Here is a 26635-nt window from a genome sequence, read left to right on the forward strand (position 1 = left end):
ACGGCCCGCGCAAGCGGTGCGTGCGGCGCCCGCGCTTGACATCGCGCCGCAGGGCAGGCTTTTGGGGGGCAACCGAGGAGACCGAGATGACCGACAAGACGATCCTGCGCGCCCTGAAGGGCGAGGTTCTGCCCACGCCGCCGGTGTGGATGATGCGCCAGGCCGGCCGCTACCTGCCCGAATATCGCGCGACGCGCGCCCAGGCCGGGGATTTCCTGTCGTTGTGCTACAATTCCGAGCTCGCCGCCGAGGTGACGCTGCAACCGATCCGCCGCTACGGGTTCGACGCGGCGATTCTCTTCGCCGATATCTTGCTCCTGCCGCAGGCGCTCGGCGTCGATCTGTGGTTCGAGACCGGCGAGGGCCCGCGGATGTCGACCACCACGACGGCGGCCGAGCTCGCCGCCCTGAAAGCGCCCGGCGATGTGCATGAGAAACTCGCGCCGATCTATGAAACCGTGAAGATCCTGCGCCGCGAGCTGCCGCGCGAGACCACGCTGATCGGCTTTGCGGGCGCGCCCTGGACGGTCGCGACCTACATGATCGCCGGCCGCGGCACGCGCGATCAGGGCCCCGCCCATGCGCTCAAGGCCGCCGACCGCGCGACCTTCGCGGGGATCATCGACCTGCTCACCGAAGCCACGATCGAATATCTCAGCCAGCAGGTCGTCGCCGGCGCCGAGGTGATCAAGCTCTTCGACAGCTGGGCAGGCAGCCTCAAGGGCCAGGATTTCGAGGACTTCGCCGTGGCGCCCGCCGCGCGGATCATCGCCGCGCTGAAATCGCGCTTCCCCGGTCTGCCGATCATCGCCTTCCCGCGCGAGGCGGGCGAGGGTTATGTCGGGTTTGCGCAGAAAACCGGCGCCGATTGTGTCGCGATCGACAATTCGGTCTCGGCCGACTGGGCGGCGGCCAATGTGCAAAAGGACGGCTGCGTGCAGGGCAACCTCGACCCGCGCCATATGGTCACCGGCGGCGTGGCGCTCGTTGAGGCCACCCGCGAGGTGGTGCGCGCCTTCTCGAAGGGGCCGCATATCTTCAACCTCGGCCATGGCATCACCCCCGATGCCGACCCGGAGAATGTCGCGCTCATGATCGAGACGATCCGCAAGGGCTAAGCCGCGGAAAAGAGCGTATTTTTGCCAAGAAGAAGGGGGCCGGAGCCCCCTTTTTCATGCGCCTTTGCGCGGGCCTTTCGGGGCGAATTTGCCGCCCTTCAGCGCGGGCTTGGCGCCAAATTTCGCGCCCGGTTTGGCGCCCGGTTTGGCGCCGGGCTTGGCGTCGAATTTCGCCTTGGGCTTGCCCTCGAACTTCGGCTTGGCCTCATAGCCGCCCTTGCCCTCGAACTTCGGTTTGCCCTCGTATTTGGGCTTGGCCGGGCGCCCCTCGGCGGCGGCGGCGCCATGGCCGCCCTCACGCGCCCAGGGCGCGGCCTTGCGGGCCTTGGGCGCATAGCCCTCGCCCTCTTCGCGCGGGCCGCCCTTGCGATGGGGCTTCTTCGGGCCACGGGCATCGCCGCCTTCGCGCCAGCGCGCAGGCTTCGGCGCGGGCCGGTCGAGCCCCTCGGGGGCGGCGGCCATCGGCTCGACGAAACATTTGTCCTCGAGCCGTTTGGAGGGCCCGAGCCCGGCCGCGAAGCGGCTCGCCGCCTCGGCATGGATCTGCACGAAAGTCTCGCTCTCCTGCACGCGGATCATCCCGATATCGCGCCGCGTCAGATCGCCAACCCGGCACAGCATCGGCAAAAGCCATTTCGGATCAACATATTGATCATGGCCCATCGCGAGCCGGAACCAGGCCGCATTCTCGAATTCATTGCGCGCGCGGGGCTTCGGCCCCTCGGCGGTGACCGGCACCAGATCCTCGGGCGCCGACCGCCCGGCGCGGAAATTGCGCAGCACCGCCGCCGCGAGTTGACGCGGCTCGAAGGTCGCCAGGAGCCGCTCGATCCCGTCGAGCTCATCCGCCGTCGCCGGCTCAAGGATCACCGGCTCGCGCAACAGCCGCTCCCCATCGCGCGCGAGGATCTCATCGGGCCCCGGCGCCGCCTCCCAGGTCGCGTTGATCTGCGCCTCGCGCAACAGCCGCTCGGCCTTGGTGCGCACATTGAGCGGCACCACGAGCGCCGAGATCCCCTTCGAGCCCGCACGCCCCGTCCGCCCCGAGCGGTGCAGCATCGCCTCGCGGTTTTGCGGCAGATCGGCGTGGATCACGAGCTCGAGCCCCGGCAGGTCGATGCCGCGCGCGGCCACATCGGTCGCGATACAGACCCGCGCCCGCCCGTCGCGCATCATCTGCAGCGCGCGCGAGCGCTCGTCCTGGGTCAGCTCCCCCGAGAGCGCCACCACCGAGAACCCGCGGTTCAGAAGCTTGCCGGTCAGATGCGTCACCGCCGCCCGCGTCGAGCAAAACACGATCGCCCGCTCCGCCTCATGGAACCGCAGCAGGTTCACGATCGCATTCTCGCGGTCGGATTTGTCGACCAGACAGGCGCGATAATCGATATCGGCGTGCTGGCTCTTCGCCGCGATCGTCGAGATCCGCTCGGCATCGCGCTGATACGTCGTGGCCAGCCGCGCGATCTCGGGCGAAACCGTCGCCGAGAACATCAGCGTGCGCCGCGCCTCGGGCGCCCCTTCGAGAATGAATTCAAGGTCTTCGCGGAAGCCGAGATCGAGCATCTCATCGGCCTCGTCGAGCACCACGACCGAGAGCGCCGAGAGATCGAGCGCCCCGCGCCGGATATGGTCGCAAATCCGCCCGGGCGTGCCCACCACGATATGCGCCCCCCGCTCGAGCGCGCGCCGCTCGGCCCGCGCGTCCATACCGCCCACCGCCCCGGTGATCACCGCACCCGCCTGCGCGAAAAGCCAGGAGAGCTCGCGGCTGACCTGCTGCGCAAGCTCGCGCGTCGGCGCAATGATCAGCCCGCGCGGCAGATCGGCGTAAGGCGAGAGCCCGCCATCGGCCATCAGCTCCTGCGCCATCGCCAGACCGAAGGCCACCGTCTTGCCCGACCCGGTCTGCGCCGACACCAGAAGATCGCGCCCCGCCAGCTCCGGCTGCGACACCGCCTCCTGCACCGGCGTAAGCGCCGCATAGCCCTTCGCGGCCAGCGCCTCGTTGAGCGCCGCGGGGAGATGTTCGAACTGGGTCATGTCAGGAGCTTTCGGAGAGGCGGAAAGCGCGCGTTCTAGACCTTTTCCCCCCTAAAGGAAAGCCCCTTTCAACGATGCCCAAATATCCCGGGGGAGCGCAAGCGGGGGCAGAGCCCCCTCCCCCCTCACGGCCAGCGCGCCAGCGGCGGCAGGCTCATCAGCACCGCATCGGCGTTATGCCCGGTCTCGAGCCCGAATTTCGTGCCCCGGTCATAGACGAGATTATACTCGGCATAGAGCCCGCGATGAATGAGCTGCGCCTCGCGGTCGGCCTCGGAGGCCGGCGTGCCGAGCCGCCGCTCGGTCACCGGCACGAAAGCCGGCAAGAACGCCTCGCCCACCGCCCGGGTAAAGGCGAAATCCGCCTCCCAGTCGCCGGTGTTGAGATCATCATAGAAAATCCCGCCAACGCCCCGCGCCCGCCCGCGATGGGGCACGAAGAAATACTCATCCGCCCAGGCCTTGAAACGCGGGTAATAGCCCGCATCATGCGCCTCGCAGGCCGCGCGCAGCGTGTCATGGAAATGCGCGGTATCCTCGGCATATTCGAGACAGGGGTTGAGATCGGCGCCGCCGCCGAACCACCACGCCCCCGGCGTCCAGAACATCCGCGTATTCATATGCACCGCCGGCGTATGCGGGTTTTGCATATGCGCCACGAGACTGATGCCGCTCGCCCAGAACCGCGGATCCTCCGCCATCCCCGGCACACCGCGCGCCGCCATCGCCGCCTGCGCCCGCGGCGCCAGCGTGCCCCAGACGGTCGAGATATTGACGCCGACCTTCTCGAACACCCGCCCGCCGCGCATCACCGACATCTTGCCGCCGCCATGATCCTCGCCCTCGGGGCCCTTGCGGGTGGTCGGCGTGACCTCGAACCGCCCCGGCGCGCCGGCCCCGGGCCCGGCGTCCTCGAGCGCCTCGAACCGCGCCACGATCCGGTCGCGCAGCTCGGAGAACCACGCGCTCGCCCGCGCCTTGCGCTCGGTGAAATCAATATCGGTCATGTCGCGCTCCCTTTTGGCCCTCCTTAGCAGGCCACCGCGCGGGCGGGAATTGCGTTTTCGTCGCGCCCGCGTCAGGATGGGCGCAATTTCGGAGACCCACATGCGCCTCGCTCTCGCCTCGCTCGCCGCCCTCGCCCTTCTCGCCGCCTGCGGCACGCCGCAAGAACAATGCATCTACCGCGCCACCCGCGAGACGCAAAACCTCGAGCGGCTGCTGGCCGAGGTCGAGGGCAATCTCGCGCGCGGCTACGCCTGGGAGAGCTATGAGGTGCCGGTCACCCGCTGGGAGGTCTGCGGCACCCGCACCATCACCCGCCCGAACGGCACCGTGATCGAAAAGCCCGAGCGCTGCCTCGTCGAGGATACCATCACCCGCCAGCGCCAGATCGCCATCGACCCCGGCGCCGAGGAGCGCAAGGCCGCCGGGCTGCGCGCCAAGATCCGCGCGATTGGCCCTCAGATGCGCGCCAATATCGCGGCCTGCAAGGCGACCTACCCGGAATAAGCCGCGCTTATTCCGGGGCGGGCGCGTTAAATTTACTTAATGGCTCAGTAGACCGGCACCGCGATCGGGTCGATCACCGAACGCCCGCCGTCGACCTGGATCACCTGGCCGGTGACGAAGCCCGCGCCCGAGGAGGCGAGATATTGCACCGTCTCGGCAAGCTCCGAAGGCGGCGCGATGCGGCCCATCGGCGTGCCCGCGACAATCGCCTCGCGCCAATCGCCGTTTTCCTTCAGCGCGGCCTGCAAGGACGCACTCATAACCGAGGCGAAGGAGACGCCATTGACCCGGATCCGATACGGCGCGAGCGCGACCGCGAGGCTGCGCGTCGCCTGATCCTGCGCCGCGCAAGCGATCGAATAGGCCAGCAGCTCAGGCTGGGCGCGCTGCGCCGCCAGCGTCGAGACATTGATGATCGTGCCCACCTCGCCGGTCGTGCGATTTTCCTTTTCCGCGAGCGAAATCATCCGCTTGGCGGTCATCTGCGAGAGCCGCAGCGCGCCCATCATGTTCTGGCGCAACATATCCTCGAGCACATCCTGGATCGGCTCGAGCGGGTCGCAGGGCGCGAAAGCGCGCGCCGAGTTGATCAGGATATCGATCCGGTCATAGGCATCGACGGTCGCCGAGAGCAGGTTGTTCACCGTCAGCTTCTGGCACAGATCGCCCGCGAAAATCCGCACCGGGCCATCATTGCGCGCCTCGTCGCCGAATTCGGCGTTGAGCTTGGCCTCGTCGATATCGGCACACATCACATGCGCGCCGCGGTCGATGAAATGGCGCGCGATCGCGAGGCCGATGCCATGCGCCGCGCCGGTGATGATCGCGGTCTTGCCGGTGATTGCGAGCGACATGCGGGTCTCCTGATCAGGTGACGGGCGTTTTAACCGAAATTAACGCCGCGGGCGAGGGGCGCGACGGCGTGACGCGACGGCGCGCGGCGCCTCGGGGGCCGCGCGCAGCGGGGCCTTGGTGGCGCCGGCGATCGGCTTCGCGGCGCGGATCAGCTTGAAGCCGCCATCGCCGCCGATCTCCTCGACCTCATGGAACAGCCCGCGCAGCGCCTCTTCATAGGGCAGGTGGCGGTTCGCGACCATCCAGAGCGTGCCCGACAGCGACAAAAGCCCCGCCGCGGCGCGGATGAACGCCAGCCCGAGCCCCGGATCGGCCGCCCGCGCGGCATGGAACGGCGGGTTCATCACGATCCCGGAATAGCGATTTTCCGATGTATACCGCGTCGCATCGGCCCAGATGAACCGCGCGCGGGGGTCAGAAATGTTCTTTTTCGAACAATCGAGCGCGGCATGCTCCGCCTCGATCAGATCGAGGCTCTCGACCCCTTCGCGCGCCAGAACCTGCGCCGAGAGCCAGCCCCAGCCGGCGCCGAGATCGGCCATCCGGCCGGGCAGTTTCGCCGGAAGCGCCGCCGCGAGCAGCGCCGAGCCGCGATCCACGCCATCGGCCGAGAACACCCCCGGCAGGGTCACAAACCCGGGCGCCGGGTGGCCCTCGACCGCGCGCCAGGCCTCCGGCGCGGGGGCGCCGGCGCGGAAGGCGAAGATCTTGCCATGGGCCTTGGCGATCGGGTCGGAGACCTCGGTCCAGCTGCGCAGATCGCGCAGGACCGAATCGACGCCATCATGTTTCACGCCATCGACCCAGATCGGCCCGCCCGGCACCACCCGCGCCGCCGCCTCGAACAGGATCGCGCGCGCCTCGGCCTTGGCGCGGGGCAGGAAGACCACCGCCGCCGCATAGCCCTCACCCGGCGTCGGGCGGGTCTTGATGCCCTTGGCCTCGAGCGCCGCGGCATCGGGGGCAAAACCCTGCACCGCCTCGAGCCGGGCTTTGGGCAGATCGGACAGATCGGTCTCGGCGGTCGGGCGAAACAGCGCGATCACCCCCTCGGACGGGAGGGCCTCAGGCGCAGCAAGCGCCAGCGACAGACGGGGATGCGACATCGGACCTCACAAGACCGGATGCGGCCCGGTCATTCCTTTTCCATGGTGCATTGCAGCGGGTGCTGGTGGCGGCGCGAGAACTCCATCACCTGCGTGACCTTGGTCTCGGCGACCTCATAGGAGAACACGCCCACCACCGCGAGGCCCTTTTTATGGACCATCAGCATGATCTCGAAGGCCTGCGCATGATCGAGGTGGAAGAACCGCTCGAGGATATGCACGACGAATTCCATCGGGGTGAAATCGTCGTTGAGCAGCAAGACCTTGTACATCGGCGGGCGCTGCGTCTTCGGGCGCGTCTTCAGAGCGAGGCCGAGATCGTTCTCGGCATCGTTCTCTTGATCGGCCATCATATGGACGGGCTCGCGCATCACTCTCGCAGGAATCGGGTGGGTCTCAGAGCGAATATAGGGAGATCGTCACGGTTGAAAACCCTTTGAGCGAAAGGAATTGCGTTTTCCGCCGCGTTCGGGCCCGATAGCGCCGCGCAAGGCCGGGAGTTGACGGAATGCTCACCACGATCGGGTTCGATGCCGATGACACGCTGTGGCACAACGAGCGGTTCTTCCGCCTGACGCAGGCGCATTTTCATGCGCTGATGGCCGATCACGCCCCGCCCGAGCGGCTGGCCGAGCGGCTTCTGGCGGCCGAGCGGCGCAATATCGGCGCCTATGGGTTCGGGGTGAAGGGGTTCACGCTCTCGATGATCGAGACCGCGGTCGAGGTGAGCGGCGGCCGTGTGCCGGGCGCGGTGATCGGCGAGATTCTGGCCGCGGGGCGCGAGATGCTGGCCCATCCGATCGAGCTTTTGCCGCAGGCGCGCGCGGCGATCGAGGCGCTGGCGGGGCGCTACCGGATCGTGCTGGTGACCAAGGGCGACCTGATCGACCAGGAGCGCAAGCTCGCGCAATCGGGGCTGGGCGAGCTCTTCGACGCGGTGGAGATCGTCTCGGACAAGCGCGCGGGCGTCTATCGCACCGTGTTCGCCCGCCACGGCAGCGGCGCGGAGCAGGCGATAATGGTCGGCAACTCGTTGAAATCGGATGTGATTCCGATGATCGAGGCGGGCGGCTGGGGGGTCCATGTGCCGCATGGCCTGACCTGGGAGCTCGAGGCGGCCGAGCCGCCGCGCGAGGAGCCGCGCTTTGCCGAGATCGCCGATCTCGGCGCGCTGCCGGGCCTCGTCGCGCGGATCGCTCAGACGTGCTGACCGCCGTTCACCTCGATCTCGGTGCCGGTGACATAGCTCGAGGCATCGGTGCACAGGAACCAGATCACATCGGCGACCTCGGAGGGCTGGCCGAGCCGGCGCATCGGCAGGCCCTCGACGATCTTCTCGGTGCCGGGCGAGAGGATCGAGGTCTCGATCTCGCCGGGCGCGATCGCATTCACGCGCACGCCCAAGGGCCCGAAATCATGGGCCATTTCGCGGGTGAGCGCCTTCAGCGCGGCCTTTGAGGTGGCATAGGCCGCGCCCGCGAACGGGTGCACGCGGCTGCCCGCGATCGAGGTGACATTGACCACCGCGCCGCGCGCCGCCGAGAGCTCGTCCTTCAGGCCGCGCGCCAGCACGATCGAGGCGAAGAAATTGACGTGGAACACCTGCCCCCAGGTCCGCAGATCGGTGTCGAGCGTATTGAGCCGCGCCCCGCCCGGGCCCTTCGGCGAGATCCCGGCATTGTTGACCAGCGCATGAAGCTTGCCGCCGAGCCGCGCCCGGATCTCCTCGATCGCGGCGATCGTCGCGTTCGGGTCGGCGAGGTCGATCTCGATATGGTCCTCGCGCCCGCCGCCCCAGGGGCATTTCTCCGGGAAGGGCTGGCGCGAGCAGGTGATGATCCGCCAGCCCTCCCGCGCGAATCGCTTCACCGTGGCATGGCCGATCCCGCGGCTCGCCCCCGTCAACAGCATCACCTTGCGCTCGTCCATGGCATCCTCTCTGCACTTTGCCCCGAACCTAATCCCCCGCGCGGCAATGGCAATGCCCTTGGCAGCCCCCCCGAATGGCCGTAACAAGGGGGCGCGTTTTCCCCGGGGGCAAATGATGAGAAAACAGACCATGGATCGTGACTGGATCGCCACCGCCCGGACCCTCTCCGAGGCCCTTCCCTACCTGCAGCGCTACACCGGCGCGGTCGTCGTCGTGAAATTCGGCGGCAATGCGATGGGCGACGATGAGGCGATGGCCGATTTCGCGCGCGATATCGTGCTGATGAAACAGGTCGGCATGAACCCGGTCGTGGTGCATGGCGGCGGCCCGATGATCAACGAGATGCTGGCCAAGCTCGGCATCAAATCGGATTGGGTGCGCGGCAAGCGGGTGACCGACAAGGCCACCGTCGAGGTCGTCGAGATGATCCTCTCGGGGCTTGTGAACAAGCGCATCGTGCAGGCGATCAACGATCAGGGCGGGCGCGCGGTCGGCATCTCGGGCAAGGACGACGACCTGATGGTCTGCGAGGCCGATGACCCGGAGCTGGGCTTCGTCGGGCGCCCGGTCGAGATGAACGTGCAGGTGATCCGCGATCTCTATGGCGCCGGGATGATCCCGGTGATCGCGCCGGTGGCGACGGGCGTGAACGACAACGAGACCTTCAACGTCAACGGCGACACCGCCGCGGGCGCGATCGCGGGCGCGTTGCAGGCCGACCGGCTGCTGCTGCTGACCGATGTCGCGGGGGTGAAGAACAAGGCCGGCGAGGTCATCACCCAGATGACGCCCGATGAGGTCACCGCGCTGATCGCCGATGAGACGATCTCGGGCGGGATGATTCCGAAGGTCGAAACCGCGCTCAAGGCGGTGAAGGAGGGGGTGCGCGCGGTCGTCATCCTCGACGGCCGGGTCTCGAATGCGGTGCTCCTGGAGCTCTTCACCGAACATGGCGCGGGCTCGATGATCCGCTCGACGATCCCGCGGGTGAAGCCGCGCCGCGGATGACCGGCCTGCCGCCGGGCCTTGCCGAGGCCCTCGCCGCCGAGCGGCTTTTCGTCGCAGGGTCAATGGCTTGCGAGACGGGGCAACGGCTCCTTCTCGCCCCCGACGAGCCCGGATTCTGGGCGCATCTGAGCGCCGCGCCCGAATGGGCCGACGGCGCGCCCGACCCGCTCGACCGCTGGTCGAAACGGGTGATCGAGGGGCTCGCCGCGCGCTTCGAGGGCGTCGCGCGCTTCCCCTTCGAGGGCCCGCCCTGGCCGCCCTTCTATCAATGGGCGCTGGCGTCCGGGGCGTTTTTCGCAAGCCCCGTCGCGCTTCTCGTCCATCCGCGAATGGGCCTCTGGGCCAGCCTGCGCGGCGCGCTCGAGATCGGCGGCGCACCGCCCGAGGCCGCCCCGCCGCCCACGCCTTGCGCCGCCTGCGCGCGCCCCTGCACCACCACCTGCCCCGTCGGCGCGATGTCCGAGACGGGCTATGACGTGCCCCGCTGCCACGAATTTCTTAACACCCCGGAAGGCGAAACCTGCCTTTCCTTCGGCTGCCTTGCGCGCCGCGCTTGCCCGCCCGGGCAAAGCTATGGCAGGCTGGCCTCACAATCCGCTTGGCATATGAGGCACTTCCACCCATGACACCGCTCGGTCACCGCCGTCTGATCCTCACCCGCCACGCGAAATCGAGCTGGGATGACCCGCTGATGAGCGACCACGATCGCCCGCTCAACGCCCGCGGCATCGCCGCCGCCCGCGAACTGGGCGATTTCCTCGCCTCGCGCGGCCTCGAACCCGAAGAGGTGCTCTGCTCCACCGCCCAGCGCACCCGCGAAACCTGGGACCGCGTCGCCGGCGCCGTGCTCGAAACCCGCCCCGAGGTGCGCTACCTCGACGCCCTCTACCACGCCGCGCCCGATGTCATGCTCGCCCATCTGCGCCACGCCACCCAGCCGACGGTGATGATGATCGGCCACAACCCCGGCATCGCCGAATTCGCCGCCCGCCTGCCCGCGCGCCCCGTCTTCGACCCCGATTTCCGCAAATTCCCGACCTGCGCGACCCTGATCATCGATTTCCAGATCGACGACTGGTCCGAGGTCAAACCCGGCTTCGGCTCGATGCTCGACTTCTTCACCCCCTCGAACCGGGGCGCCTGAAGAAAAGGGGCCGCCCGCCGGCCGCCCCTTCAATGATGCAAAAATATCCCGGGGGTCCGGGGGCAGCGCCCCCGGCCTTCCTCAATGCCCGAGGATCTGGCTCAGGAAGAGCTTGGTGCGCTCCGACTGCGGGTTGTGGAAGAAATCGTGCGGGTTGTTCTGCTCGACGATCTGCCCCTGATCCATGAAGATCACCCGGTTCGCCACCGCCTGCGCAAAGCCCATCTCATGGGTCACACAGAGCATCGTCATCCCCTCCTCGGCGAGCTCGATCATCGTGTCGAGCACCTCCTTGATCATCTCCGGGTCGAGCGCCGAGGTCGGCTCGTCAAAGAGCATGATCCGCGGCTTCATGCACAGGCTGCGCGCGATCGCGACGCGCTGTTGCTGGCCGCCCGAGAGCTGGCCGGGGTATTTGTGCGCCTGATCGGGGATCTTCACCTTCTCGAGGAAATACATCGCCGTTTCAATGGCTTCCTTCTTCGGCACCTTACGCACCCAGATCGGCGCGAGGGTGCAATTCTCGAGGATCGTCAGATGCGGGAAGAGGTTGAAATGCTGGAACACCATGCCGACCTCGGAACGCACCTTGTCGATGTTCTTCAGATCCGAGGTGAGCTCGGTGCCATCGACGATGATCTTGCCCGACTGGTGCTCCTCGAGGCGGTTGATGCAGCGGATCATCGTCGATTTCCCCGAGCCCGAGGGCCCGGCGATGACGATCCGCTCGCCGCGGTTCACGGTGAGGTTGATGTCGCGCAGCACGTGGAACTGGCCATACCACTTGTTCATCTGCTCGATCTGGATCGCGACCTCGTCAGAGACCTGCATATGCGAGCGGTCGACGTTGCGTTCGAAATGCGGTTCCGTCATGGGGGAACTCCTTAGCGATGGTCACGCTTCAGCTTGCGCTCGAGATACATTGCGTAGCGCGACATGCTGAAGTTGAGGAGGAAGAAGATCGCGCCGACGAAGAGGAAGGGCTCCCAATAGATGCCTTTCCAGGCGAAATCGGCGCGGATGAAATCGGGGATGCCCTTGAGCGGGTCGAAGAGGCCGACGAAGGTCACGAGCGTGGTGTCCTTGAACATGCCGATGAAGGTCGAGACGATCCCCGGGATCGAGATCTTCAGCGCCTGCGGCAGGATGATCAGCCGCTGCGCCTTCCAGTAATCGAGCCCGAGCGCGTCGGCCGCCTCATATTGGCCGCGCGGCAGCGCCGCGAGCCCGCCGCGGATCACCTCGGCGATATAGGCCGCGGCAAAGAGCGTGACGAGGATCATGACGCGCAGAATGATGTCGAACTGGGTGCCCGGCGGCAGGAAATAGTTCAGCAGAAGCGAGGCCACGAACAGGAGCGTGATCAGCGGCACGCCGCGGATGAATTCGATGAACATCACCGAGAGCGATTTGATCAGGAACATGTTCGATTGCCGGCCAAGCGCGAGCACCACGCCCAGCGGCAGCGAGAGCGCGATACCGCCCGCGCCGATGGTGATGGCAAGCAGGAACCCGCCGAAGCGGTCCGAGGCGACCGGGGTCAGCGCGATCGGCACGATCTGCGTCAGCAGGTCATCGACCGGCCCGGTCACGAAGAGCCAAAAGAGCACCGGCCCCACCACCGCCGCGATCGTGGCAAGGAGCGTCGAGCGCGGCCCGAGCACCTTGAGCGCCGCAAAACCGAGCGCAAAGCCCGCCGCGATCATCACCACCGGCCAGACCGAGCCGCCCCAGAGCAGCCAGATCGCCAGCAGCGGAAACGCCGCCGAGAAGGCGAGCATCTGCCGCGGCAGGCCGGTGAAGAGCACCGGCGCGACCGCCACGAACAGGCCGAGGAAGGTCAGGATCGGGCGCCAGTAAAGCTCGGGCGGGTAGAAGCCGAAGAGGAACTGGTGCCAGCGCTCGCGGATCACGCCCCAGCACGCGCCCGTCGCCCCCTCGCCCCAGGTCGCGGCGATCGTGGCGCGACATTCGGCCATCGAATTCGCGTTCCAGACGCTGTGGCGGAACCAGGGGTAGAAATGCGTCACGAGAAGGTAGACGACCGCGAGCCCCGCGAGCGTCAGCACCGTGTTGAGCGGGCCCGAAAACAGGTTCTCGCGCAGCCATTTGAGCACGCCCGATTGGGTCGCGGGCGGCGCCTTGGGGGGCAGCATCTCGGCGCGCACGAAGGATTGGGATTGGGGGCTCATCTCACCGCTCCTTCAGTTTGACGGCGTTGTTGAACAGGTTCATCAGCCCCGAGATGGTCAGCGACACCGCGAGATAGATGAGCATCATCAACAAGATAGCCTCGAGCTCGCGGCCGGTCTGGTTGAGCGTGATACCGCCCAGCGTGCCGCGCAGATCCATGTAACCCACCGCGATCGCGAGCGAGGAGTTCTTCGTCAGGTTGAGATATTGCGAGATCAAGGGCGGCACGATCACCCGCAGCGCCTGCGGCAGAACCACGAGGCTCATCGTGCGGTTGGGGCGCAGGCCGAGCGCATAGGCGGCCTCGGTCTGGCCCTTCGAGATCGCGAGGATGCCGGCGCGGACGATCTCGGCGATGAAGGCCGCCGTGTAGAGCGACAGCCCCGCCCAGAGCGCGACAAAGGCGTTCGAGACATTCATCCCGCCGGTGAAGTTGAAGCCCTTGAGCGCGGGCTCGACCAGATGCCCGCCGAGCGCGACGAACACGCCCAGAAACGGCACGGTCAGCAGCGCGAGGCTCTTCCACCAGGTCACCGGGCGGCGGCCCGTGGTCTCCTGCACCCGTGCGGCATGGGCCTTGAGGCGGCGATTGGCCCAGACCGAGGCGATCAGCACCGCCGCGAGCGCGAGGAAATTCAGCGAGATCGGCGCGAGCGGGGTCGGGATCGCGCCGAGGCTGTTCTCGAACCGCACCGCCGGGATCGCGGTATAGCGGTTGGTGAAGGCGATCGAGTCGAACAGGATCATCTCGGCCTTGGCCGCGCCCGTCGCCGCGTCGATCTTGTAATCGCGCGGGCTCGGCGTCACCTCGGTCAGCAGCGCGATCGAGACGAGGATCCACAGCAGCACCGGGATGTTGCGGAAGGTCTCGACATAGACGGTCATCAGCCGCCCCACGAGCCAGTTGTTGGAGAGCCGCAGCACGCCGATGATCACCCCCAGCACCGTCGCCGTCGCGCAGCCGAGCACCGAGACCCAGAGCGTATTCAAGAGCCCCACGAGCATCGCCCGGGCATGGGTGTTGTCGTTGGTGTAAGGGATCAGCTGTTGGCCGATATCATAGCCCGCCCGGTTGCCCAGGAAGCTGAAGTTGAAATCCTTGCCGAGCTGGTGGAGGTTCTGGATCGTGTTGTCGATCAGCCAGCCCGCCCCCGCCATCACCAGCATCAGCGTGACGACCTGGATCGTCAGCGAGCGGTAGCGGGTGTCGTAAATGAGCTGACTGAGCCGGAAGCGGTGCTCCGGCACATCTGAGGCGCTGGTCATAGTTGTTTCCCCTGTCCCCGCGGTGCCTCCGGGCTTTTGCCCGCGTTTCTTCGCGCCGTCGGGTCACATGTAAAGGCGGGGGCGCCACCCGGGCGCCCCTGCCGAAGTCAGATCAACGGAACGGCGGGGTGTAGAGCAGCCCGCCCTGGGTCCATTGCGCGTTCAGCCCGCGCGCCAGCCCGATCGGGGTCGATTCGCCGATCGTCGCGGCGAAGATCTCGCCGTAGTTGCCGCCCGCCTTGATCGCGCGCACCGCCCAGTCGTTGTCGAGGCCGGTCATCTTGCCGAGCTCGCCTTCGACGCCGAGGATACGGTTGATTTCCGGGTTCTCGGTGCCTTTGGCCAGCTCATCGATATTGGCCGAGGTAATGCCGTATTCTTCGGCGGCGATCAGCGCGTTGAGCGTCCAGCGGACGATATCGCCCCACTGGTTGTCGCCGTGGCGCACGGCCGGCCCGAGCGGCTCTTTCGAGATGATTTCCGGCAGGATGATGTGGTTTTCCGGGTCGGCGAAGGCCGCACGGGTCGCCGCGAGGCCCGAGGCGTCGGTGGTATAGGCGTCGCAGGCGCCGGCCAGATATTGCTGTTCACCCTCGGCGTTGCTGTCGATGGTGATCGGCTGGTAGGTGATGTTGTTGGCTTTGAAATAGTCAGCCAGGTTGAGCTCGGTGGTGGTGCCGGTCTGGATGCAGACCGAGGCGCCGTCGAGTTCTTTCGCCGAGGTGATGCCGCTTTCCTTGCGGACCATGAAGCCCTGGCCGTCGTAATAGTTCACGCCGACGAAATCGAGCTTGAGGTCGGTGTCGCGCGAGAAGGTCCAGGTCGAGTTGCGCGCCAGCATGTCGATCTCGCCCGAGGCGAGCGCGGTGAAGCGGGTCTGGCCGGTGGTCGGCACATATTTGACCTTCGCCGGGTCGCCCAGAACGGCGGCGGCGACGGCCTTGCACAGCGCGACGTCGAAGCCCGACCAGTTGCCATTGGCGTCCGGCGCGGCAAAGCCGACGAGGCCGGTGTTCACGCCGCAGTTCAGCTCGCCACGGGCCTTGACGTCATCGAGCGTGCTGGCACCGGCGATGCCACCCGCGAGCGCCGCAACCGCCAGCGTGCCGAGAAATACGGATTTCTTCATTGGTTACCTCTTCCTGAGTTGCCGCCTCTTGGTGAGGCGGTCCTAGGCCCTTGTTGGGCTGAAACGTCCTTGGGTTGACCCCAATGAAGAAAGTTTGGGCCATTTGATCAAAGAAGGTCAAGGACCGTTTCCGATTTCCGCCGCGCCAAGTGCCTCTCTTTCGGACAACTGCCCAAAAAGATTGCCCCCTCCCGGCCGGTCCGGGCGGGGTCTCGCGGGCTCAGCCGTGGTGCAGCTGCCAGAATCGCTCGGCGTCGAGCAGGGCTGCGCGTTTGAAGGCGGCCTGTTCGGCGGCCTCCTCATCCTCGCCCCATTGCTCGATCTGCCAGGCCTCGTCGATGCGCGCCAGATCCCAGGCGGTGGCGGCGTCGATCCGGCCCAGGGCGACCGCGAGGCCGAGCACCAGCGAGCCGGTGATGCCGACGAGATCATGGAGCGCGGCGAGCTCCCACGGGTCCATCGCCGCGACGCGCGCGGCAAGCGCGGCCTGCGCGGGGGCGGGCTGCGCCACCGGGATCACCCCGGCGGTGACGGTCAGCCGCGCGCCGAGCTCGGCCGCGGCCCAATCAAGCAGCGGATCCCAGCCCGCCGCCTGCCGCGCGACCAAGGGCTCGGGCGCCTCGGCGCGGTAGCACAGGAGATCGGTGCCGCCATAGGCCGCGATCAGCTCGGCCACCTCGGCATGTTGCCTGGCGACCTTGTCGATCGCGGAATTGGCGCCGCGGGTGACCGGCATCGTGTTCGGGTCGATCTTCTCGGCCTGCGCCTCCCATTCCGCCGCGATCGCCTCGGCCATCGCGCGCGCGGGCACGACAAGGGGCGCCTTCGCCGGCGTCTTCACCGCGCGCCCGTCGAGCGAGACGGTATAGCCGCCCTCCGCCTCCACGACCGTCGCCTCTTTCCAGAACCGTTTCGGTGCCCAGCCGCTCATGCGCTCTCCCCCAGAAATTCCTCAAGCGCGGCCTCGAGCGCCGCGAAATCCGCCACCAGCCGCCCCGCGCCCGCGGCGACGAGATCGGCCACCGGGTGATAGCCCCAGGCCACCCCGATCGTCGCCACCCCGGCCGCGCGGCCCATCTCGATATCATAGCTCGTGTCGCCGATCATCACCGCCGCGCCGGGCGCCACGCCCGTCTCCGCGAGCGCCGCCTCGACCATCGCGGGATGCGGCTTCGAGGGGTGGTCATCGGCCACCTGCCGGGTGAAGAACAGCCCCTCGAGCCCGTGATGGGCGATCAGCGCCTCGAGCCCGCGGCGCGATTTGCCGGTCGCGACGCCGAGAAAGATATCCTCGCGCGCGGCGAGCCGGTGCAGAAGCTCCGCCGCGCCGGGGTAGAGCGGCGCGGGCTCGACCTTGCGGTGCGCCATGTAGCTTTGCTTGTAATAGGCGACGATCCGGTCCTGCACCGCGGGCGGCTGATCGGGCACGAGCCGCGCCACCGCCTCCGGCAGCGACAGCCCGACGATCGACAAGATCGCCGCGCGCGGCGGCACCGGCAGGCCGAGCTCGGTGAAGCCGTAATCCATCGCCGCGCAGATCTGCGCCTGGCTGTCGGAGATCGTGCCGTCGACGTCGAAGAGGACGAGCTTCATTCGAGCTCCTCGAACGGGTCGGCGGGCACGTCGTTCTCGACCCAGCCGAGCGTCTTCCAGGTGCGCTTCATGTGCTCGGGCAAGGGCGCGACGACGGTGACGCGCTTCTTGGTGATCGGGTGGTCGAAGGAGATCTGGCGGGCGTGCAGATGCAGCTTGCGCGAGATCTCGCCGCCGAGTTGCGCGCCCCAGCCATCGCCCAAGTTTTCCTGGCTCGAGCCGCCATATTTGCCGTCGCCCACGATCGGATGGCCGATCTCGGCCATATGGGCGCGCAGCTGGTGGGTGCGCCCGGTGATCGGCACGAGCGCCATCCAGGCCGCGCGGCTCCCCAGCGCATCGAGCACCGCATAATCGGTGGTGGCGCGTTTGGCGTCGGGGTAATCGCCGAGCTTGGCGGGGTGGATACAGACCATCTTCTCGCCCTCGCCGCCGCGGCCATGGCCGGGCGCCTTCATCAGGCCAAAGCGCACCGTGCCCATCTTCGGGCTCGGCACGCCGGCGACGGCGGCCCAATAGATCTTGCGGGTGGTCTTGTGGCGGAAGGCCTCGGAGAGCGCGCGCGCGATCCGGTCGGTGCGCGCGATCAGGAGCACGCCCGAGGTATCCTTGTCGAGCCGGTGGACCATCTTCGGGCGATCCTTGTAGCCGAATTTGAGCGCCTCGAGCAGCCCGTCGACATGGCGGTCGCCCTGCCCCGAGCCGCCCTGCGAGGGCAGGCCCGGCGGCTTGTTCAGCGCGATGATATGCTCATCGCGCCACAGCACGCAGGCCTGGATCATCTCGGCATCCGCGTCCGAGATCCGCCCGCCCGGAGCCCGCGGGCCCCGCGGCCCGCGCGCCGCGGCCTCGCCCTCGGGCACAGGCGCCGCCGCCGGCAGGGGCGGCACGCGCACCTCCATCCCCGGCGCGACGCGGCTCGAGGCCTTCACCCGCCCGCCATCGACGCGCAGCTGCCCCGTGCGGCACATCTTCTCGATCGCGCCCTGGCTGAGCTGCGCAAACCGCCGCTTCAGCCACCGGTCGAGCCGCTGCTCGCCCTCATCCTCGGTCACCTTGAGGATCTGAACTCCGCTCATGCCAGCACCCACCGCATTGTATAAATCCCAAACACCAGCGCCGACAGCGAGACCACCACCGAAAACGCCACATAAAAGGCCGCGTGGCCCACATCGCCGCGCTCGATCAGCGTCCAGGTCTCGAGCGAGAAGGACGAGAACGTCGTGAACCCGCCCAGGACCCCGGTCGCGAGAAACGCGTTCCAATGGCTCAGGCCCTTCTGGCCGAGAAAGGCGACCAGCGCCCCCATCAGGAACGAGCCGAGCACATTGACGAAGATCACCCCGAGCGGGATCACCTGCGGCCCGAAGAGACGCAAGATCGCCACCCCCGAAAGGTAGCGCCCCGAGGCGCCGATCGCCCCTCCGAGCGCGACCTGAAGAATGGTTCCGAGCATGGCTCTCTCCTTTGGCCTGCCTCAAAAGCGCCGCCGCGCCCGAATGTCAACCGCCGCGCTTCTCGCGCAGCTTGGCAAACCACTCGACCCGCTTTTTCAGCTCGCGCTCGAAGCCGCGCTCGACGGGGGCGTAAAGCACCGGGCGCTTCATCGTCTCGGGGAAGTAATTCTGCCCCGAGAACCCGTCCTCGGCGTCATGGTCATAGTGATAGCCCGCGCCGAAGCCCTGCTCCTCCATCAGCCGCGTCGGCGCGTTCAGGATATGGCGCGGCGGCGGCTCGGAGCCGGTCTTGCGCGCGGCCTCCCGCGCGGCCTTGTAGGCGACATAACCCGCGTTCGATTTCGGCGCGAGCGCGAGATAGATCACCGTTTGCGCGAGCGCCAGCTCGCCCTCGGGCGAGCCGAGCCGCTCATAGGTCTCCCAGGCGTGGAGCGCGTGGCTCTGCGCCTGCGGGTCGGCGAGCCCGATATCCTCGACCGCCATGCGGATCAGCCGCCGCGCGAGATAGCGCGGATCCTCCCCGCCCTCGAGCATCCGCGCATACCAGTAAAGCGCCGCGTCCGGGTCCGAGCCGCGCACCGATTTATGCAGCGCGGAGATGAGGTTATAATGTTCATCGCCGGATTTGTCGTATTTCGCCGCGCGCCGCATCAGCCGGCTGGAGAGCCCCGCCACATCGAGCGGCTGCGCGAGTTTCCAGGCTGTGACCTGTTCGATCAGGTTGAGAAGCGCGCGCCCGTCGCCATCGGCCATTTCGAGCAGCGCCTCGCGCGCGGGGGCCTTCAGCGGCAAGGCCCGGCCGAGCGCCTTCTCGGCGCGCTGCGCGAGCCGCTCGAGGCTCGCCAGCGTCAGCCGCTCAAGGATCACCACCTGCGCGCGCGAGAGCACGGCGGCGTTGAGCTCGAAGCTCGGGTTCTCGGTCGTGGCGCCGACGAGGAGGATCGTGCCGTCCTCCATATAGGGCAGAAAACTGTCCTGCTGGGCCTTGTTGAAGCGGTGGATCTCGTCGACGAAGAGGAGCGTGCCGCGGCCCTGGGTGGCGCGCAGTTTCGCCGCCTCGAAGACCTTGCGCAGCTCCGGCACGCCCGAGAAGATCGCCGAGATCTGCACGAAGGCGCGGTCGGTTTCCGAGGCGAGGAGGCGCGCGATCGTGGTCTTGCCGACACCGGGCGGGCCCCAGAGAATCAGCGAGCTGAGCGAGCCCGCGGCGAGCATCGCGCCCAGGGGCGCCTCGGGGCCGAGCACATGTTCCTGCCCGATCACCTCGGAGAGATGTTGCGGGCGGATCCGGTCCGCGAGCGGGCGATGGGCGGGCGGAGCGGCCTCGCCGGCCCCGGGGGCGTCGAAAAGATCGGGCATGCGCCAGAGATAACGCCGCGCGGCGCGCCGCGAAAGGGGGGCGCAAAGAAAAGCCCCCGCGCGGGCGCGGGGGCAGGAGGGAGAGAACGATGGGTCTCAACAGGGTCAGGTTACGCCCCGACTCCTTACGCAAGCCTTAACGCCGGTAACGTTAATGCATTTTCGTCGCGAGCGAGATTTCCACGCAGACATGGGGCTCGCCGATCTGCATCACCTCGCCGATCGGCTGGCAATCGAGCCCGACCCGGCGCGCGAGCCGCGGCGCATTGGCCGGGATCAGCCCGAGCACCATCGAGGCGCCCAAATCGCGCGCCGAGAGCACCATTTCGTGGATCAGCTGGAACTGCACGCCGAGACGCGCGCGCGCGGGCACCGCCTCGGAGACGAAGATCCGCGAACATTCCCAGATATGCTGGCCGATCGGCGCCTCGCGCCACAAAAGCTGGCTCGGGATCGAGCCCAGGAGCCCGCGCTGCGCATCGCGGATCATGTAGGAATAGATCCCGCAGCTGTGGGTGGTGGGCAAAAGCCGCACCCCCGCGAGCACCTGGCCGCGGTCATGCACCGCCACCCAGCGGCTCGCCGCCGTGTCATATTGGTCGAATTCCATGCCATCGACCTGCGGCAGATCCCAACGCTTGCGGCCGATAAAGGTTTCGTGCCGCGCGCGAAAGAAATTGGCGAAAAGCTCGCCATGGTTGTGCAAGTTGGTGTAGGAGAGAGTGGTCGCTTCCATGAGTTTTGCCTCCTTGGGGTTAAAAACCTCAGGGGAAGCGCCACCTCGGGCTTACAACAGTCTGTATTCTCGCGCTTTGCGCACGGCTTCCGAGGTCGTCCGGGCTTGCAGCCGGATCCGCGCCGATTTCAGTCGGGCCTTGAATGCGCTCTCGGAAATTCCCAGCTTGGCAGCCGCAGCAGTGTGGCGATCCCCATTCGAAATGCATTGCAATGCTTCGATTTGAGCCTGGGTCAGTTCACTCGGAGGGGTATTCTCCTCGTGCAGCCGCCTCGCGATTCCCTCCAGCTTCGCCAGCTCCGCGTCGGTAAACTCTCGGTCCCCCCGACCGATCCCGACGATCGAACGCGACGTAATCGGCCCACAGGACGAGGTCGCCCCGTATTTCAGGCCGAAGTCACCGGCCTGTTTGATCACCTCAAACGGGTCGGGCAGCGTGATCTCGCTCCAGCGGGTGACACCGGTGGTGCCAATCCCCCAGAACACGAGCGGATCGCGCAGATAAAAAGCGTTGTCGTTGTAGTGGCGCACCCAACCCGCGGGGAAGGTGCTGTGATAGACGAGCGGCGTCGCGAAGCGAATATGCAGCCCTACGGTGAATCCGAGGGGTGAAAGCTGAGCCAGTTCGTCCAACATTTCCGTCGTTGCGCGGTTAAATGACATATCCTTTTAGACAGGTTGGGGGGCTATCCGTCAACTTTAAATTGAGTTCTCGGGACCCGGTGGGGGGTGTGCCCTGTATATAGAACGTTGGCCGCGCAGAACACTCTTCGCGGGGGAAGTTGGCGAAATCATCGCCCGATGCGGTTAATTTTTCTGACCTGTTGGCGCCGGCGCCAGTTGACAGATCCGCACGACCGAACGGTTCGGAAGACTCGTTGCAAACTGCAAAACCCCGCCACCAGGGCGGGGTTTCAGATCTCGCGCGGCGGCGAGAAGATTACTCGGCGGCTTCTTCCGCAGCCAGACGCGCCTTGTCGGCGGCGCCTTTGGCGGCCGGGTCACGGTCGACGAATTCGATGATCGCCATCGGCGCCATGTCGCCATAGCGGAAGCCGGCTTTCAGGACGCGGGTGTAACCACCGGCGCGCTCCTTGTAGCGCGGGCCGAGGACGGCGAAGAGTTTCGCGACATCCTTGTCTTCCTTCAGCATCGCCGCGACCTGACGGCGGGCATGCAGGTCGCCCCGCTTCGCCAGGGTGATCAGCTTTTCGATGATCGGGCGGAGTTCCTTGGCTTTCGGAAGCGTGGTTTTGATTTGTTCGTGCTCGATGAGCGAGCCGCACATGTTGGCGAACAGCGCCTTGCGGTGTTCGTGGGTGCGGTTCAGGCGGCGGTAGCCACGGGCGTGACGCATGGGGTATCTCCGTAGTTGCGTTTTGCTTTGTGTTGCGCCGCCTGCGTTGGGCGGTGCGTCGTTGGGGCGGGTGCCCAGGGTTCCCCGGCTGACCGGGCATTTCTGGGGGGCGCTTTAGCCGCGCCCCCCGAAGCTGTCAAGCGGCTCGGATCAGAACTGATCTTCGAAGCGCTTCGCCAGATCTTCGATGTTTTCCGGCGGCCAATCTTCGACTTCCATCCCGAGATGCAGACCCATGCCCGAGAGCACTTCCTTGATCTCGTTGAGCGACTTGCGGCCGAAGTTCGGGGTGCGGAGCATCTCGGCTTCGGTCTTCTGGATGAGATCGCCGATATAGACGATGTTGTCGTTCTTGAGGCAGTTCGCCGAGCGGACCGAAAGCTCGAGCTCGTCGACTTTCTTGAGCAGCAGCGGGTTGAATTCCAGCCCGTCGTCCGCGTCCTGTTTGCCCGCCGCTTCCGGCTCGTCGAAGTTCACGAAGATCGAGAGCTGGTCTTGCAGGATGCGCGCGGCATAGGCCACCGCGTCTTCCGGCGAGATCGAGCCATCGGTTTCGATCTTCATCGTCAGCTTGTCATAGTCGAGCACCTGGCCCTCACGGGTCGGCTGGACCTCGTAAGCGACCTTCTTGACCGGCGAATAGATCGCGTCGATCGCGATCAGGCCGATCGGCGCATCTTCAGGCTTGTTCTTGTCGGCGGCGACATAGCCCTTGCCGGTGTTGACGGTCAGTTCCATGAACAGATCCGCCCCATCGTCGAGGTGGCACACGACGTGCTCTTTGTTGAGCACTTCGATGCCCGCCGATTCCGAGATGTCGCCCGCGGTGACCACGCCCGGCCCCTTGGCCGAGATCGAGAGGCGCTTGGGCCCTTCGACGTCCATCTTGAGCGACACGCCCTTGAGGTTGAGGATGATGTCGGTGACATCTTCCCGCACGCCCGCGACCGAGGAGAACTCGTGCAGGACGTTGTCGATCTGCACCGAGGTGATCGCCGCGCCTTGCAGCGACGACATCAGCACGCGGCGCAGCGCGTTGCCGAGCGTCAGGCCGAAGCCGCGCTCGAGCGGTTCGGCGACGACGGTCGCTTGACGCTGCGGGTCATTGCCCGGCTTGACTTCAAGCTGCGTCGGCTTGATCAGCTCAGCCCAATTCTTGTGGATCATGCGCTCTGCCTCCATACTTGTTCCGGACCCATGTCCCAAAGACCGGAACGCCCGAGGAAAATGCCAAAGAGGCCGGGCCGCGCGGAGCTTTCCCCCACACGGCCCGACCCGGAAATATCAGATCACACGCGGCGACGCTTCGGCGGACGGCAGCCGTTGTGCGCGATCGGGGTCACGTCCCGGATCGAGGTGATCGTGAGGCCGACAGCGGCCAGCGCGCGCAGCGCCGATTCACGACCCGAACCCGGGCCCTGAACTTCCACGTCGACGGTCTTGAGGCCGTGTTCCTGCGCCTTGCGGGCAGCGTCCTCAGCAGCCATCTGGGCGGCGTAGGGGGTCGATTTGCGCGAACCCTTGAAGCCCATGGTGCCCGAGGACGACCACGAAATGGCGTTGCCCTGAACGTCGGAGATCAGGATCTTGGTGTTGTTGAACGACGAATTCACATGCACCACACCAGCGGCGATGTTCTTGCGTTCCTTGCGTTTGACGCGGGTCTTATCGCGAGCCATATCTCACCCTCCCCCTTACTTCTTCTTGCCGGCGATCGGCTTGGCCGGGCCCTTGCGGGTACGGGCGTTGGTGTGGGTGCGCTGACCGCGAACCGGCAGGTTGCGACGGTGACGCAGGCCGCGGTAGCAGCCGAGGTCCATCAGACGCTTGATGTTCATCGAGACTTCACGGCGCAGGTCGCCCTCAACGGTGAAGTTGGCGTCGATGTATTCGCGGATCGCGAGAACTTCGGCGTCGGTGAGGTCGTTGACGCGACGGGTCTCGTCGATGCCCACGGCGTCGACGATCTGCTTCGCGAACAGCGGGCCGATGCCATGGATATACTGAAGAGCGATCGGGACGCGTTTCCCGGTCGGAATGTTGACGCCAGCAATACGTGCCAAAGCGACTTTCCTTTTGTTGCGGTTCCGTAGCCCCAGAACCTTTTTTCACAACTGACCCGGTAAGAAGGCCGGGCCGCTAAAACGCCTGAGCCTGCGAACAGACTCAGGCGATTCTCAGTCGAGACGCCGTGACCTAGAGGGTATTGCCCTTCCGGTCAAGCGAGATCTCGCTCATTCGGCTTGTTGGTCGAGGATCGCGGCGATCTGGCCGGCCACCGCGTCGGGCGAGGCCATCCCGTCGACGGTGAAGAGATCGCCCGCATGGTAGTAATAGCCGATCAGCGGCGCGGTGCTCTTGTAATAGGCGCGCAGGCGGTCGGCGAAGACTTCCGGGTTGTCATCGGCGCGCACCGGCAGGCCGGCGGCGCGGGCTTCGTCGGCGCGGCCGACGATCCGCGAGATCAGCGCCTCGTCATCCACGACGAGCTGGATCGCGCCCTCGAGCTTCTGGCCGAGCTTGGCGAGAAGCGCGTTGAGCGCATCGGCTTGCGCGAGCGTGCGCGGGAAGCCGTCGAAGATGAAGCCCGCGCCGCCACCGGCCTTGAGCTTCTCCTCGATCAGCCCGATCACGATCTCGTCGGTGACGAGCTCGCCGCGGTCCATCACCTCGGCGACGCGCTTGCCCATCTCGGTGCCCGAGGTCTTGGCTTCGCGCAGCATGTCGCCGGTCGAGAGCTGGACCATGCCGCGCTCCTTGACGAGACGGGTGGCCTGCGTGCCCTTGCCGGCGCCGGGCGGCCCCAGAAGAATGATGTTGGTCATCGGATGTCCCCCCTCAAGGATCAGCGCCGCGCCGGCGCTTTGCGGGTCGTCTTCTTCTTGCCCCGCAGTTGCGAACGCTCAATCAGACCCTCGTATTGATGCGCGAGAAGATGCGATTGAACCTGGTTGATCGTGTCCATCGTCACCGAGACCACGATCAGCACCGAGGTGCCGCCGAAGTAGAACGGGATCGACAGTTGCGAGCGCAGGATCTCCGGCAGCAGACAGACCGCCGCCAGATAGGCCGAGCCGATCACCAGCACGCGCGCGACGACGTAATCGAGATAATCCTCGGTCTTCTTGCCCGGGCGGATCCCCGGGATGAAGCCGCCCTGATTCTTCAGGTTCTCGGCCACCTCATCGGCCTTGAAGGCGACGTTGGCGGTGTAGAAATAGGCGAAGAAGACGATCATCGCGGTGAAGAACGCGAGATAGAGCGGCTGGCCCGGGCCGAAATAGGCCAGGATCGTCGACATCACCGGCCCGGTCTGCGAGCCCGAGAAAGTCGCGATCGTGGTCGGCAGAAGCAGCAGCGACGAGGCGAAGATCGCCGGGATCACGCCCGCCGGGTTGACCTTGATCGGCAGATGCGAGGAGCCGCCGTCATAGATCTTCATGCCGACCTGGCGGCGAGGATACTGGATATGGATCTTGCGCAGCGCGCGTTCCATGAACACCACGAAGGCGATCACCAGCACCACCATGACCATCACGCCAAGGATCACCGGCGTCGAGATCGCGCCGGCGCGGCCTTGCTCGAAGAAGCTCGCCAGAGCGGCCGGGATGTTGGCGATGATGCCGACGAAGATGATCAGCGAGACGCCGTTGCCGATGCCGCGCGCGGTGATCTGCTCGCCGAGCCACATCAGGAACATCGTGCCGCCCACGAGCGTGATCACCACCGAAGCGATGAAGAACATCCCCGGGTCATGCGCGAGATCGCCCGCTTCGAGCGAGCGCGCCAAGCCGAGCGCCTGGAAGGTCGCCAGACCCACGGTCGCATAGCGGGTGATCTGGTTGATCTTCTTGCGGCCCTGCTCGCCCTCTTTCTTCATCTGTTCGAGCGACGGCACCAGCGAGGTGAGCAGCTGCACGATGATCGAGGCGGAGATATAGGGCATGATGCCGAGCGCGAAGATCCCCATGCGGCCAAGCGCGCCGCCGGTGAACATCGAGAGCATCCCCCCGAGGCCCGAGGCCGCCCCCTCCATGAATTCGCGCAGCCGATCGGCGTCGATCCCCGGGACGGGGATATAGGTGCCGAGGCGGTAGATGATCAGAAGACCGATCGTGAAGAAAATCCGTTGGCGAAGCTCGGTGGCCTTGCCCAGGGCGCCCCAGCTCAGGTTCGCCGCCATTTGCTCTGCAGCAGATGCCATATGCCCGTCTCTTTCATGCGAAGCGCCGCCGGACCGTTCCCCGGTTCGGCGGCGCCTGGAAAACTGTTGCCTATGTAAGCGGGCCGCGACCCGCCCACAACATTATTCGGCAACGGTCAGCTTGCCGCCGGCCTTTTCGACGGCTTCGATCGCGGCTTTCGAGGCGCCGGTCACTTCGAGGGTCACTTTCGAGGTGATCTCACCCTTGGCGAGCACGCGCACGCCGTCGAGTTTGCGGCGCACGAGGCCCGAGGCGACCAGCGCGTCTTCGGTGATCGCGACCGAGGCGTCGAGCTTGCCCAGCCCAATGAATTTCTCGATCAGGCCGAGGTTCACGACGGCGAAGGAGAGGCGGTTCGGCTTGGTGAAGCCGCGCTTCGGCAGACGCCGGTAGAGCGGCATCTGGCCGCCTTCATAGCCGTTCAGAGCCACGCCCGAACGCGATTTCTGGCCCTTGATACCACGGCCAGCGGTTTTGCCCTTGCCCGAGCCCGGGCCGCGCGCAACGCGTTTTTTCTTGCGGGCAGCGCCTTCGTTGTCGCGAAGTTCGTTCAGTTTCATGTCGCTTCTCCTTTGCCGGAAATGCCCCCACAAGCGACAGAGGGGCACACGCGGCGTTTCTTGATTG

Annotated in this window: 30 protein-coding genes; 6 read left to right on the top strand and 24 right to left on the bottom strand. The window is 66.5% G+C overall.

Going from position 1 to position 26635, the window contains the following annotated elements:
• Nucleotides 1–86 precede the first annotated feature (86 nt).
• Complete coding sequence (gene hemE, locus LPB142_RS13615) at nucleotides 87–1118, top strand: uroporphyrinogen decarboxylase (RefSeq protein ID WP_071166695.1); 1032 nt, start codon at nucleotides 87–89, stop codon at nucleotides 1116–1118.
• Nucleotides 1119–1172: 54 nt separating this feature from the next.
• Here the strand turns inward: hemE and LPB142_RS13620 are convergent, their stop codons facing one another.
• Nucleotides 1173–3158: a DEAD/DEAH box helicase gene (locus LPB142_RS13620; protein ID WP_082872835.1), complete on the bottom strand. Its 1986-nt coding sequence runs from the start codon at nucleotides 3156–3158 to the stop codon at nucleotides 1173–1175.
• A 125-nt stretch (nucleotides 3159–3283) separates the two neighbouring features.
• Nucleotides 3284–4165, bottom strand: coding sequence for an oxygen-dependent coproporphyrinogen oxidase (gene hemF / locus LPB142_RS13625; protein WP_156506756.1), 882 nt, complete (start codon nucleotides 4163–4165; stop codon nucleotides 3284–3286).
• A 100-nt stretch (nucleotides 4166–4265) separates the two neighbouring features.
• On the opposite strand from hemF, the gene LPB142_RS13630 reads away from it, so the two are divergent.
• A complete protein-coding gene (locus LPB142_RS13630) occupies nucleotides 4266–4670 on the top strand; it encodes a hypothetical protein (protein WP_071166696.1) in 405 nt (134 codons plus the stop codon).
• 44 nt (nucleotides 4671–4714) lie between these two features.
• On the opposite strand, the gene LPB142_RS13635 is transcribed toward LPB142_RS13630, so the two are convergent.
• The 3 genes from LPB142_RS13635 to clpS are packed head-to-tail and all read right to left on the bottom strand — an operon-like array spanning nucleotide 4715 to nucleotide 6984.
• On the bottom strand, nucleotides 4715–5524 hold the full coding sequence (locus tag LPB142_RS13635; RefSeq protein WP_068764989.1) for an SDR family NAD(P)-dependent oxidoreductase: 810 nt from the start codon (nucleotides 5522–5524) through the stop codon (nucleotides 4715–4717).
• A 39-nt stretch (nucleotides 5525–5563) separates the two neighbouring features.
• The gene (locus LPB142_RS13640; RefSeq protein ID WP_071166697.1) at nucleotides 5564–6631 is read right to left on the bottom strand and encodes a methyltransferase; all 1068 of its coding nucleotides are present in this window, start codon (nucleotides 6629–6631) and stop codon (nucleotides 5564–5566) included.
• Nucleotides 6632–6660: 29 nt separating this feature from the next.
• A complete protein-coding gene (gene clpS / locus LPB142_RS13645; RefSeq protein ID WP_068765051.1) occupies nucleotides 6661–6984 on the bottom strand; it encodes an ATP-dependent Clp protease adapter ClpS in 324 nt (107 codons plus the stop codon).
• A gap of 155 nt (nucleotides 6985–7139) precedes the next feature.
• Between clpS and LPB142_RS13650 the strand changes: the two genes are divergently transcribed.
• Nucleotides 7140–7841 (top strand): HAD family hydrolase, encoded by a 702-nt coding sequence (locus LPB142_RS13650; RefSeq protein ID WP_068764991.1) that lies wholly within the window; start codon nucleotides 7140–7142, stop codon nucleotides 7839–7841.
• On the opposite strand, the gene LPB142_RS13655 is transcribed toward LPB142_RS13650, so the two are convergent.
• Nucleotides 7829–8560, bottom strand: a complete 732-nt coding sequence (locus LPB142_RS13655; RefSeq protein ID WP_071166699.1) for an SDR family NAD(P)-dependent oxidoreductase — start codon at nucleotides 8558–8560, stop codon at nucleotides 7829–7831. The two genes, LPB142_RS13650 and LPB142_RS13655, sit on opposite strands and share 13 nt — an antisense overlap.
• A gap of 130 nt (nucleotides 8561–8690) precedes the next feature.
• Here LPB142_RS13655 and argB point away from each other — a divergent pair, with 130 nt between their 5' ends.
• From argB to LPB142_RS13670, 3 genes are read left to right on the top strand one after another with little or no spacing between them, the layout of a single operon-like run.
• Nucleotides 8691–9569, top strand: a complete 879-nt coding sequence (gene argB / locus LPB142_RS13660) for an acetylglutamate kinase (RefSeq protein ID WP_071166700.1) — start codon at nucleotides 8691–8693, stop codon at nucleotides 9567–9569.
• Nucleotides 9566–10195 (top strand): ferredoxin, encoded by a 630-nt coding sequence (locus tag LPB142_RS13665; RefSeq protein ID WP_068764994.1) that lies wholly within the window; start codon nucleotides 9566–9568, stop codon nucleotides 10193–10195. Before argB ends, LPB142_RS13665 begins: the two co-directional genes overlap by 4 nt.
• Nucleotides 10192–10713, top strand: a complete 522-nt coding sequence (locus tag LPB142_RS13670) for a SixA phosphatase family protein (protein ID WP_071166701.1) — start codon at nucleotides 10192–10194, stop codon at nucleotides 10711–10713. The genes LPB142_RS13665 and LPB142_RS13670 overlap by 4 nt, the downstream gene beginning before the upstream one ends.
• Before the next feature lie 81 nt (nucleotides 10714–10794).
• Here the strand turns inward: LPB142_RS13670 and LPB142_RS13675 are convergent, their stop codons facing one another.
• The 18 genes from LPB142_RS13675 to rplO form a co-directional block, all read right to left on the bottom strand.
• Nucleotides 10795–11586 carry an amino acid ABC transporter ATP-binding protein gene (locus LPB142_RS13675; protein ID WP_068764996.1) on the bottom strand — a complete coding sequence of 264 codons (792 nt, stop codon included), beginning with the start codon at nucleotides 11584–11586 and terminating at the stop codon, nucleotides 10795–10797.
• Nucleotides 11587–11597: 11 nt separating this feature from the next.
• Nucleotides 11598–12905, bottom strand: coding sequence for an amino acid ABC transporter permease (locus LPB142_RS13680; protein WP_068764997.1), 1308 nt, complete (start codon nucleotides 12903–12905; stop codon nucleotides 11598–11600).
• Between the two features lies 1 nt (nucleotide 12906).
• Complete coding sequence (locus LPB142_RS13685) at nucleotides 12907–14172, bottom strand: amino acid ABC transporter permease (protein WP_071166702.1); 1266 nt, start codon at nucleotides 14170–14172, stop codon at nucleotides 12907–12909.
• 112 nt (nucleotides 14173–14284) lie between these two features.
• Nucleotides 14285–15301: an amino acid ABC transporter substrate-binding protein gene (locus LPB142_RS13690; RefSeq protein ID WP_068764999.1), complete on the bottom strand. Its 1017-nt coding sequence runs from the start codon at nucleotides 15299–15301 to the stop codon at nucleotides 14285–14287.
• Nucleotides 15302–15521: 220 nt separating this feature from the next.
• The gene (locus tag LPB142_RS13695) at nucleotides 15522–16232 is read right to left on the bottom strand and encodes an ATP12 family chaperone protein (RefSeq protein ID WP_071166703.1); all 711 of its coding nucleotides are present in this window, start codon (nucleotides 16230–16232) and stop codon (nucleotides 15522–15524) included.
• A complete protein-coding gene (locus LPB142_RS13700; RefSeq protein WP_071166704.1) occupies nucleotides 16229–16894 on the bottom strand; it encodes an HAD-IA family hydrolase in 666 nt (221 codons plus the stop codon). The genes LPB142_RS13695 and LPB142_RS13700 overlap by 4 nt, the downstream gene beginning before the upstream one ends.
• A complete protein-coding gene (locus LPB142_RS13705) occupies nucleotides 16891–17973 on the bottom strand; it encodes an RluA family pseudouridine synthase (protein ID WP_071166705.1) in 1083 nt (360 codons plus the stop codon). The genes LPB142_RS13700 and LPB142_RS13705 overlap by 4 nt, the downstream gene beginning before the upstream one ends.
• Nucleotides 17970–18350 carry a fluoride efflux transporter CrcB gene (gene crcB, locus LPB142_RS13710; protein ID WP_068765003.1) on the bottom strand — a complete coding sequence of 127 codons (381 nt, stop codon included), beginning with the start codon at nucleotides 18348–18350 and terminating at the stop codon, nucleotides 17970–17972. Before crcB ends, LPB142_RS13705 begins: the two co-directional genes overlap by 4 nt.
• Before the next feature lie 46 nt (nucleotides 18351–18396).
• Entirely contained in the window at nucleotides 18397–19710 is a 1314-nt protein-coding gene (locus LPB142_RS13715) for a replication-associated recombination protein A (RefSeq protein ID WP_071166706.1), read from the bottom strand.
• A gap of 151 nt (nucleotides 19711–19861) precedes the next feature.
• Nucleotides 19862–20446 (bottom strand): acyl-homoserine-lactone synthase, encoded by a 585-nt coding sequence (locus LPB142_RS13720; protein WP_071166707.1) that lies wholly within the window; start codon nucleotides 20444–20446, stop codon nucleotides 19862–19864.
• A 51-nt stretch (nucleotides 20447–20497) separates the two neighbouring features.
• Nucleotides 20498–21082, bottom strand: a complete 585-nt coding sequence (locus LPB142_RS13725) for a helix-turn-helix transcriptional regulator (RefSeq protein ID WP_231878928.1) — start codon at nucleotides 21080–21082, stop codon at nucleotides 20498–20500.
• A gap of 304 nt (nucleotides 21083–21386) precedes the next feature.
• On the bottom strand, nucleotides 21387–21803 hold the full coding sequence (gene rplQ, locus LPB142_RS13730; protein WP_068765007.1) for a 50S ribosomal protein L17: 417 nt from the start codon (nucleotides 21801–21803) through the stop codon (nucleotides 21387–21389).
• A 150-nt stretch (nucleotides 21804–21953) separates the two neighbouring features.
• Nucleotides 21954–22970 (bottom strand): DNA-directed RNA polymerase subunit alpha, encoded by a 1017-nt coding sequence (locus LPB142_RS13735; protein ID WP_068765052.1) that lies wholly within the window; start codon nucleotides 22968–22970, stop codon nucleotides 21954–21956.
• Nucleotides 22971–23092: 122 nt separating this feature from the next.
• Nucleotides 23093–23482 carry a 30S ribosomal protein S11 gene (gene rpsK / locus LPB142_RS13740; protein WP_068765008.1) on the bottom strand — a complete coding sequence of 130 codons (390 nt, stop codon included), beginning with the start codon at nucleotides 23480–23482 and terminating at the stop codon, nucleotides 23093–23095.
• A gap of 15 nt (nucleotides 23483–23497) precedes the next feature.
• A complete protein-coding gene (rpsM, locus tag LPB142_RS13745; protein WP_068765009.1) occupies nucleotides 23498–23866 on the bottom strand; it encodes a 30S ribosomal protein S13 in 369 nt (122 codons plus the stop codon).
• 171 nt (nucleotides 23867–24037) lie between these two features.
• Nucleotides 24038–24628, bottom strand: a complete 591-nt coding sequence (locus LPB142_RS13750) for an adenylate kinase (RefSeq protein WP_068765010.1) — start codon at nucleotides 24626–24628, stop codon at nucleotides 24038–24040.
• A gap of 20 nt (nucleotides 24629–24648) precedes the next feature.
• Nucleotides 24649–26007 carry a preprotein translocase subunit SecY gene (gene secY / locus LPB142_RS13755; protein WP_083392693.1) on the bottom strand — a complete coding sequence of 453 codons (1359 nt, stop codon included), beginning with the start codon at nucleotides 26005–26007 and terminating at the stop codon, nucleotides 24649–24651.
• A 102-nt stretch (nucleotides 26008–26109) separates the two neighbouring features.
• Nucleotides 26110–26568 carry a 50S ribosomal protein L15 gene (gene rplO / locus LPB142_RS13760; protein WP_068765012.1) on the bottom strand — a complete coding sequence of 153 codons (459 nt, stop codon included), beginning with the start codon at nucleotides 26566–26568 and terminating at the stop codon, nucleotides 26110–26112.
• Nucleotides 26569–26635 lie beyond the last annotated feature (67 nt).

It is taken from the genome of Rhodobacter xanthinilyticus (assembly GCF_001856665.1).
Lineage (GTDB): Bacteria > Pseudomonadota > Alphaproteobacteria > Rhodobacterales > Rhodobacteraceae > Rhodobacter > Rhodobacter xanthinilyticus.